Annotated in this window: 9 protein-coding genes and 1 pseudogene; 5 read left to right on the top strand and 5 right to left on the bottom strand. The window is 66.0% G+C overall.

Annotation, left to right across the window (positions count from 1 at the left end; genetic code table 11):
- The first annotated feature begins 470 nt into the window (after positions 1 to 470).
- Positions 471 to 1,157 (top strand): hypothetical protein, encoded by a 687-nt coding sequence (locus tag ABT294_RS46015; protein ID WP_350812838.1) that lies wholly within the window; start codon positions 471 to 473, stop codon positions 1,155 to 1,157.
- A gap of 154 nt (positions 1,158 to 1,311) precedes the next feature.
- Here the strand turns inward: ABT294_RS46015 and ABT294_RS46010 are convergent, their stop codons facing one another.
- The 3 genes from ABT294_RS46010 to ABT294_RS46000 all read right to left on the bottom strand — a co-directional run bounded on the left by ABT294_RS46010 (position 1,312) and on the right by ABT294_RS46000 (position 2,319).
- Positions 1,312 to 1,797, bottom strand: coding sequence for a hypothetical protein (locus ABT294_RS46010; protein WP_350812837.1), 486 nt, complete (start codon positions 1,795 to 1,797; stop codon positions 1,312 to 1,314).
- Between the two features lie 199 nt (positions 1,798 to 1,996).
- Positions 1,997 to 2,170 carry a tyrosine-type recombinase/integrase gene (locus ABT294_RS46005; protein WP_350812836.1) on the bottom strand — a complete coding sequence of 58 codons (174 nt, stop codon included), beginning with the start codon at positions 2,168 to 2,170 and terminating at the stop codon, positions 1,997 to 1,999.
- The gene (locus tag ABT294_RS46000) at positions 2,167 to 2,319 is read right to left on the bottom strand and encodes a hypothetical protein (RefSeq protein ID WP_350812835.1); all 153 of its coding nucleotides are present in this window, start codon (positions 2,317 to 2,319) and stop codon (positions 2,167 to 2,169) included. The genes ABT294_RS46005 and ABT294_RS46000 overlap by 4 nt, the downstream gene beginning before the upstream one ends.
- Before the next feature lie 447 nt (positions 2,320 to 2,766).
- Between ABT294_RS46000 and ABT294_RS45995 the strand changes: the two genes are divergently transcribed.
- Complete coding sequence (locus ABT294_RS45995; RefSeq protein WP_350812834.1) at positions 2,767 to 3,195, top strand: integrase core domain-containing protein; 429 nt, start codon at positions 2,767 to 2,769, stop codon at positions 3,193 to 3,195.
- Positions 3,196 to 3,237: 42 nt separating this feature from the next.
- On the opposite strand, the gene ABT294_RS45990 is transcribed toward ABT294_RS45995, so the two are convergent.
- Positions 3,238 to 4,083 (bottom strand): alpha/beta fold hydrolase, encoded by an 846-nt coding sequence (locus ABT294_RS45990; RefSeq protein ID WP_350812833.1) that lies wholly within the window; start codon positions 4,081 to 4,083, stop codon positions 3,238 to 3,240.
- 65 nt (positions 4,084 to 4,148) lie between these two features.
- On the opposite strand from ABT294_RS45990, the gene ABT294_RS45985 reads away from it, so the two are divergent.
- From ABT294_RS45985 to ABT294_RS45975, 3 genes and pseudogenes are all read left to right on the top strand, one after another.
- Positions 4,149 to 4,700 carry a helix-turn-helix domain-containing protein gene (locus tag ABT294_RS45985; protein WP_350812832.1) on the top strand — a complete coding sequence of 184 codons (552 nt, stop codon included), beginning with the start codon at positions 4,149 to 4,151 and terminating at the stop codon, positions 4,698 to 4,700.
- A gap of 280 nt (positions 4,701 to 4,980) precedes the next feature.
- A pseudogene (locus tag ABT294_RS45980) lies at positions 4,981 to 5,208 on the top strand (transposase); the annotation flags it as partial.
- Between the two features lie 145 nt (positions 5,209 to 5,353).
- On the top strand, positions 5,354 to 6,271 hold the full coding sequence (locus ABT294_RS45975) for an IS3 family transposase (protein WP_350812831.1): 918 nt from the start codon (positions 5,354 to 5,356) through the stop codon (positions 6,269 to 6,271).
- 160 nt (positions 6,272 to 6,431) lie between these two features.
- Here the strand turns inward: ABT294_RS45975 and ABT294_RS45970 are convergent, their stop codons facing one another.
- Positions 6,432 to 8,495 (bottom strand): prolyl oligopeptidase family serine peptidase, encoded by a 2,064-nt coding sequence (locus ABT294_RS45970; protein WP_350812830.1) that lies wholly within the window; start codon positions 8,493 to 8,495, stop codon positions 6,432 to 6,434.
- Positions 8,496 to 8,556: the final 61 nt, after the last annotated feature.

The raw sequence follows: 8,556 nt of genomic DNA, 5'->3' as shown, positions 1-8,556 counted from the left end.
ATCAAGGCGGCGGCGCGGCGCGCCGCCGCACCCCGGCCCTCCGCCCGCCCGCCGTCCGGGCGTGCGGCCTGGGGGGCCGGTCCCGAACGGCGGCGGGACACCGGGCCGGGCGCCGCACGCCTGCCGCGCCACACTGATCGAACGCTCCGACGGGGTTGCCATGCCGCCGCCCAGATGCGGCCCTTACGATCGCCAAGGCATGGCCGGTCACCGTACGTGCTTGGGGGCGATCGACAATCCAGGGTTCGTTCCTCACCCTGGCTCACCGAGCGACGTGGCTGATCTCCGAGCTGGACCCCTGAACCGGCGGATTGCAGGTGGACACTCAAGGGGCAGGAGGCGCTACGGCGCCAGAGGCGTTCGACAAGTTACGAGCGGAGAGTGTGCCGCTTCCCTCTCTACGATCATCTCCCGGCCAGGCAGGCAGAACAAGACTGTTTCTTGGGTCTGTGCGCTGTCAGGCTGTAACCGTGAACGCTACAGGTAGTAAGGTCTGGGATCCGTTCGGCACTTTGCATAGCGCCCTATGGATCGGTGGTGGCCAATGGGCCGGCAAATCCACCGTCGCCAGACTGCTGGCCACCCGGTACGGGCTGACCGCGTACCACTACGACTATCACGACGCGCGTGCACACAATGACCGTCGGATCGCACGCCGAGCGCGACTTGGCGAGCCCACCGCAGACCCCGCCCCAGACAGCGTCTGGGTGAACACCAGCCCTCAAGAGATGGCCGACGAGACCCTGGCTGGCTTCCCCACGCGGTTCGAGTGGGCTTTGGACGACCTGCGCGGCCTGGTATCGGGGCGACCCATCATCGCCGAAGGTTGGGGACTGCGTCCCGAACTGGTCGCCCCCATCATCGACTCACCCCGTCGAATGATCGTGATGGTGCCGAGCGAGGAATTCCGTGAGCGTCAGCTCCGCGAACTGCCCCGTGCCACCGCCGTCGATCACGCGGTCAGCGACCCTGATCGAGCACAGCGCAACCGACTCGCCCGAGACCGCCTCGTCGCCGACGAGGCCGCCCGCTCCGCTCGTCGCCTGGGCATACGAGTCCTTGAGGTTGATGGGCTCGACGATGCGGAGGCCGTGGCAGACATCGTGGTCGACCACTTCAGCTCCTATCTGCCGCTGTCGAACGTCTACAGGCCTTGACCACGCGGCTGACGTCGCCAGTGGGCGCGCGTGCCCGTTGCGTGCCCGACGGGGCGGTGATCAAGGGGGAGTAGCGGGGACTCGCGGGCAGGGCCGCACGGCGTCTGCCCAGGGCCGGAGCATGTCAGGGGATCATGAGCCGAAATCTTCCAAGCTAGCTACGAGGTTGGTGCCAGACGGTGAGCCAATGGCCGTTCTGCTTCAAGAGCCGTTTCGCAGTGTGCTGCACGGCTTGAGACCATCGTCGCCCGACAGCGATCTCCTTGAGCAGCTCCGCGAAAAGCTCGACTTCATCAGCGATCATCCACGCTAGCGCCCGTGAGACCCAATACTCGGACGGCCCTGCAATCCCGCGCTGGATGACCGCCTGCAGGGCCTCAGCGATGTCTGGATCATCGGGACCGAGCGCCTGCCTGGCCTGCCTCTCCACCTCGTCTCGCGGTCTCTCCAACAGCGGCAAGAGCCACAGCCGTGACTTGGCGAAGGGGGTATCCACTCCTGCATCTCGCGACTCGACATTCCAGGTCCCGTTGACGAGCACCAGCCACGGACCACCGGGCTTGACGGCCAGAACCCTACGCAGAGAACCAGTCTCCATGTCAGGCAGCTTGGCACATCGCCGCAGCAAGATCCGGAACATACCCGGAATGAGCAACGAGGCTTAGCGCACGGCCATAGGAGTTTTAGCAGCTCAGTACCCGAACGGTGTGTGGCGAAAGCGATCCACTTTTAATCCGTAGGTTCCGGGTTCGAGCCCCGGGCGCCCTACCTCAACGACCTGGGCGGACTCCCCGATCATCATGATCAGAAAGCCCGCCCGGTTGCATTTTCAGTTGCAGTTATCCCCAGAGAGCCCGGCCCATTCGGGCTGCGGCGTCGGTCGAAAGTGACGCTGTGACGTGGGTGTAGCGCTTGGTCGTGGTCAGTTGTGAGTGGCCGAGGATCTCCTGAACGACGCTGATGTCCACTGCGGGTGCCGATAAATCATCCGCCCAGGTCGCAGCCTTGATCATCGGCCTCTAGTTATGCCTGACACCCGCCCGCGCTCCGGCATCAACTGCTCGTCCTGCAGCGTCAGGTCGGCAAGCCCACGTTCACCGACACCGACCGCGCCGTCCTCGCCGGCCTGCTCCACCACCTCCCGATCGACAAGCTGCGGCAACTCCTGCTACTGGTCCGCCCGGACACGGTCCTGCGGTGGCATCGCGACCTGCTCAAGCGACGCCACGCTGCGACGTGCCCGCCGAAGCGACGCGGGCGCCCGGTCACCGTCCGCTCGATCCGCGCCCTGGTCCTACGCCTCGCCCGAGAGAACAGCTCATGGGGCTACCGTCGCATCCACGGCGAAATCGCCGCCCTCGGTATCAAGGTCGCCGCCTCCACCGTCTGGGAGATCCTCCGCGAGCACGGCATCCCGCCCGCGCCCGAACGCCAGGGCACGACCTGGGCCGACTTTCTGCGCAGCCAGGCCGAAGCCCTGCTCGCCTGTGACCTCTTCGAGGTCCGCACCCTAACCGCGGCGCGCCTGTACGTCTTCGCCGTCATCGAGCACTCCACTCGCAGGGTCCGGGTCCTGGGCGCGACCGAGCATCCGACAGGGCAGTGGATCGTGCAGCTCGGACGCAATCTCCTCATGGACCTCGAGAACGCCGGCAGCAAGGCCAAGTTCCTGATCCGCGACCGCGACTCCAAGTTCACCGCTGCCTTCGACACCCTGCTGACCGACGCCGGAATCAAGATCGTCACCACCGGCATCCGTGTACCGCGGATGAACTCCCTCACCGAGCGCTGGATACAGACCTGCCGCAGGGAGTTCTTGGACCGCACCCTCATCTGGAACCAGCGCCACCTCCTCCACGCACTCCGTGAGTTCGAAACCCACTACAACGAGCACCGGCCACACCGAGCGCTCAAGCAGGCCGCCCCGCTCCACCCGCTCCCCCAACCGATCAACAAACCAGCACAGATCAGACGCCTGGAGGTACGCCGACGAGACCGACTGGGCGGAACCCTGCACGATTACCGACATGCCGCGTGAGCTGCACGGATGATTAATCGGCACCCGCAATGGGCCCGCTGATCAGGAGTTGCGGTTGAGGAGCTGGCGTATCCCGTCGGCGACGATGTGTGGTTGCTCGGCCTGGATAAGATGCCCCGAGGCGACGTCTTCGTAGCGCCCGTTGGGCAGGGTCTCGGCATAGCGGCGCTGGTGCTCGCGGTTGGCGGCGTGCTGACGCTCCCGCCCCCTTGCGGCACGGGCCACCGACAGCACGATCGTCGGGCATTTCGGGAGTTGGGGTGGCTGGGTGCGGAACTGTGGGATGGCGGCGGCCACCGCCTGTATCTCCTTGCGGGTCTGGGAGGTTCCGGCGGGGGTGAAGTCCTCGGCGAGGATGGTCTGGTAGGTGTCGGCGGAGAACAAGCGCCGGACGTTGCCGCTGAAGAGCCGCGCCAGGGGGCGGAAACGGCTGAGCGCCTGCATCACGGCCAGCATGCGGTCGATCTTCTTGGTGGTCTGGTCCCAGGCGTCGTACACCGGTGAGGTCTCCGGCAGGGCGTCGGCCAGCAGCAGTCCCCGCAGCCGGGGTCCCAGGCGCTCGGCGGCGCGGCGGGCGACCAGTCCGCCCATGCTGTGCGCGACGAGCACGAACTCGCCCGGGACGATGGCCTTGGTCATCGCGATCAGATCGGCGGCCATGTCATCGATGCTGAGCTGCTGGGTGGTGCGGCCGCTGAGCGCGCGCCCGGCGCGGTCGTAGGCCACCAGGTGCGCCTTGTCGACCAGTAGCGGCAGCACCGGGTCCCAGAAGGTCCGGCCGCAGCCTCCGCCCGCCTCGAAGACCACCCAGTCCTGCCCCTGGCCGGACTCCTCGACATAGACGTACCGGCCGTTCACCGGCACCGCCCGCCCCGGCATTTTGCGCATGCCGCTTCCTCCCGCCTCTACATTTTCATTTTGGATAACGGTATCGCATATGAAATCGTTGGTCCATGGACCCTGTCGAGCAGCTGTTGCACCCGGTGCGGCTGCGCATTGTGCACGCCCTGTCCGCAGCAGGCACGCTGACGATCGCGCAGATGTGCGCCCGCATGCCCGAGATACCCAAGATCACGATGTACCGCCAGGTCGCACAGCTGACCGAGGGAGGGTTCCTGGAAGTGGACGGCGAGCAGCGAGTACGCGGCGCCATCGAGCGCCGCTACCGGCTGCGTCAAGACCGGCCCGCGATCGACGCCGGCGCAGCCGCCGCGATGTCGCTCGACGACCACCGCCGGGGATTCGCCGCGGCCATGGCCGTCCTGATCGCCGAGTTCAACACCTACCTGGACCGCGACAGGGCCGACCCCGTCGCCGACTCGGTCTCCTACCGGCAGGGCACACTGTGGCTGAGCCCAGACGAGCTCACCGAGATGACGGCCGACCTACTCGCGGTACTACGCGACCGACTGGCCAACACTCCCGCACCAGACCGCACGCCATACCTCCTCAGCGCAATCTTGTTTCCCGCCGAGCAACCGCCCGCTCATGGAACCGGTCGTTAGCCGAGGGAAGCGGAAGAGAGTGTGTCAGCTCGCGGCAGCCTTCTGCCCGGCTGCCTGCACGGGAATCGCGGCGGATCGCCGTGTACAACTCAACCTTGAACTTCGGTTACGCCAGGGCCCCTCATCCTGCGAACACAATCATCGTCTCACTGCAAGCCCAAAGCGCTGCCACTTCTCAGCGACATAGATTCCCGCTCGAAACGATCGCTGTCACAACAAACCGACAAGCGCTGTGTGCTTCCCCTCGTAACGTGGAGACCGAACCAGGAGCGGTTTGGTCGTGGCAGGAGTCACGAGGCGACGGTTTGATCCGGAGTTCCGAGCGGGCGCGGTGCGTATCGTCAGGGAGACCGGCAAGCCTGTCGCGCAGGTGGCGCGAGATCTGGGGATTAGCCCGTACACGCTGCACAATTGGGTGCAGATGGATCGGCTCGCCGAGCAGTACAACGGCGACGGCAGCGACGGGAGCGGAACGCTGGAGGAGTCCGAGCAGGAGGAACTGGCGCGGCTGCGACGTGAGAAGGCCGAGCTGGTCAAGCAACACGCCAAAGATCGGGCGGTGTGGAGAAGGAACGCGCCGAGTTGGAAGACGAGCGTGACGTGCTCAAGCGCTCTGTGGTCTTGTGGGTCAAAGAGGCGATGGGCCGGTAAGCGTGGCGGCCTTCATCAGCTCCCAGAAGACCGAGCACGGCATCGACCACGTCACCTCCTGCCGGGCGTTAGGGGTGTCGCAGTCCTGGTTCTACAAGTGGAAGAACCGTATCGGTCAGGACGCGCCCACCACCCGGGAGCGCAGGCGAGCCGACCTGGACGCGGAGATCACCCGCTCGTTCGAGGCCTCCGGCGGCACTTACGGCTCACCTCGCATCACCCGTGACCTGCACGAGGCGGGCTGGCGGGTGTCGGAGAACACCGTCGCGGCGCGCATGGTCGAGCTCGGTCTGGCCGCCCGCCGACGGCGTAAGCCGCGCTCGCTCACCCGGCAGGGCAAGCGGCCGGCCGCCCCGGACCTGGTCCGGCGGAAGTTCACCGCGCCCGCGCCCGACGTGCTGTGGTGCGGCGATGTGACCGCGATCGACACCGACGAGGGCAAGCTGTATCTGGCCACGGTCGAGGACCTGTTCTCTCGCCGGCTGCTCGGCTACGCCATGTCCGAGCATCACGATGCCGCGCTGACCTGCGCTTCGTTGCAGATGGCGGCGGCCACTCGCGGCGGCGATGTGGACGGGGTGATCTTCCACTCGGACCGCGGCTCGGAATACACCGCGGCCCGCTATCAGGAGCTGTGCCGGCGCCTGGGCGTGGTCCAGTCGATGGGCCGGGTGGGCTGCGCGCTCGACAACGCAGCAGCCGAGGCGTTCAACAGCACCCTCAAGGTCGAATACGTCCACCGCCATCGGTTCTGCACCCGGGCCGAGGCCCGCCTGAAGATTGCGACCTGGATCGCGGACTTCTACAACACCATCCGGCGGCACAGCGCCAACGACGGCTTGGCGCCCATCACATTCGAACGTCACATGATCGAGAAGAGAACAGCCTCATCGGCCCTGCTGAGGACCGCTGTGACATAGGACCGTCTCCACGTTTTCAGGGGATTGACACGCGGATCGACGTACGTCAGGCACAGTTCGTGGTTACGCCAGGCGAACGTGATCGGGTCCTCGACCAGTTCGTTGGCGTAGTGATCAGGCATACCGATCGACCCGCTTGGCCCCCTGTCGGACAACTTGATCACTCCACGTCGGTTGGTGCCAGGCCGAGCTCCATCATCGCGAAGGACATCCATTCCGCGAGCTGTTCGTAGCGGGTGTCCAAGTCGATGCCAGAATCGTGGCCTGTACCCGACCAGACTCGTAGCAGCACTGGAGCCTCGGAACTGGTGCTGTTCTGAAGCCGGGCTGCGGTTTTGCGGCTGTGCCATGCAGGACACCGGTGGTCGGACTCTCCACACTCGAGGAGCACGGCTGGGTACGACGTGCCCGAGCGGATGAGGTGATAGGGCGAGAAGGTCAAGAGGTGGCGTACGCCGTCATCAGTCGTGGGGTCGCCGAACAGCAGGCGGACGCCGGTGAGGCCGTACGGGTCGATTACCACGCGGAGCAGGTCCAGGATGGGGACTCGCGTGATGCACACACCGTAGAGGTCCGGACGCTGCGTCGCTGCGCCTGCGGCCAGGAGGCCGCCGGAGCTCTCCCCGATGACACCGATCCGGCGCGCCTCGGTGATCCCTTTGCTGATCATGTCCTCAGCGATCGCGTGCATGTCGGTGAACGTGTTTCGTTTGTGTGCGAGTGTCCCTGCCAGGAAGAATTCCTCTCCGTACTCGCCGCCGCCCCGCAGGTTCGGGTGGACGTAGATACCGCCCGCCTCGAGGAAGAAGCGGTATTGCCCAAGGAACGTCGGCAACCACGGGGCCCGGCTGTCGCCGTAGGCGTGCGCGAGTACCGGGTGCGGCCGGGAAAGGTCGAGGTCCTTCCGGTGCACGAGGTGGTATGTGAGAGGGGTCCCGTCACCGGCGAGGCAGCGTTCGATGCGGGTGGTCATGCCCGCGAGCCGGTCACGCGGGGCGGCCAACTGCCGAAGTTGTCGTGTCTCGAGGTCGAGCTCATGGAGAGCCCGGGCGGTCGTGAACGTGACGAAGGGGAAGACGTAGGTCGACCCGCCCGGTCGCCGGTCCCCGAACATCAGCGATGTCGACGGGCCCGCGGTGCCGTGCTCCGGGAGGGCGACCTCCCCGAGATCGGCACCGTCGAGGCCAACGAGTTGCAGGCGCGTGTAGGTGTCGATCAGCTTGTGCAGCACGAGGACACCGGCGCGGTATGTCACTGCCGTCAGCACAGCGGTGGACTCCGGTACGAGCTCGGACCAGGTGGTCTCATCGTCCGCGGACACCAGCGGGATGCGTACCAGCCGACCTCGGGGAGCGCCGGCTGTGGTGATCGCGATGAAGGCGTTGTCGACCACCGTTCCGGTGAAGGTACCGGCTGACGAGCGGAGGAGCGGACGCCAGGCTCCGCCCGAAAGGGCTTTGGTGTAGATCGGCTTACGCGCGACGGGGTCGATGACGAGCACGTGCCTTCCGTCCGCAGAGACAGCGAGCAGAATCATGATCGTCTCGAGGTCGCCGATCTCCAGTTGCGTTGCACCATCCAGGTGTTGCAGCACGACCTGCGGCCCGTATCGTCCCGCTTGCTCGGTCAGCGGGTTGCAATAGAAGCCCGAACCGTCCGGCAGCCAGGCCGCCGAAGCGGTGTTCGAGTCAAACCGCGGCGTCGACGGCATCGGCAGGGCTCGACCCGTTTCCACGTCGACCACGTGCAGGGAAACCCGCTCCTCGCCGTGCGAGGAGATCCAGCAGACGACGAACCGCCCGTCCGGTGAAGGACTGAATCCGGTGATCAAAGCTGTGTCGTCTCCGGTGAGCACCCGCGGATCCACCACTAGCCGACCAGGCTCGGCTGGAGACGATGCGACGCGGACAACGGCATGCGCTTGTCCAACTGGGACGCTTTTGGCGAACCACCGGTCACCCGCGAGCACCGGAGGCTCATCCTCGACTCCGCTCCAGTCCTCCTTGGCGTACTGCAGGACGGCTTGGCGGACCGCTTCGAAGTGCGGCCATGATCGGATGTAATCGCGGGCCAGCCGGTTCTGCTCGGCCTGCCACGACAGGACCTGGGGGGTGTCCTCTTCCAGGAACTGGTATGGGTCGTCAACGATCGCGTCCCCGACACCGGCGACGGCATCGACCTGACGAGTCTTCGGATAAGTGCGCGCTGCGCGCAAACCGCTCACGGGTCCTCCTGGAATGCGTGTCAGCGGTATGCTTCACCTGTTAATAACAAGTGTCAATAAT

The organism is Nonomuraea sp. NPDC000554, from assembly GCF_040300065.1.
Lineage (GTDB): Bacteria > Actinomycetota > Actinomycetes > Streptosporangiales > Streptosporangiaceae > Nonomuraea.
The sequence above is the reverse complement of the archived record's forward strand: the minus strand, read 5'-3'. Positions and strand labels throughout refer to the sequence as shown.

Bases quoted from the DNA above. Each gene is read 5' to 3' on its own strand.
- ABT294_RS46010 (WP_350812837.1), bottom strand. From the start codon at position 1,797: ATGTTCCGGATCTTGCTGCGGCGATGTGCCAAGCTGCCTGACATGGAG.
- ABT294_RS46005 (WP_350812836.1), bottom strand. From the start codon at position 2,170: ATGATCAAGGCTGCGACCTGGGCGGATGATTTATCGGCACCCGCAGTG.
- ABT294_RS45990 (WP_350812833.1), bottom strand. From the start codon at position 4,083: ATGCGCAAAATGCCGGGGCGGGCGGTGCCGGTGAACGGCCGGTACGTC.
- ABT294_RS45985 (WP_350812832.1), top strand. From the start codon at position 4,149: ATGGACCCTGTCGAGCAGCTGTTGCACCCGGTGCGGCTGCGCATTGTG.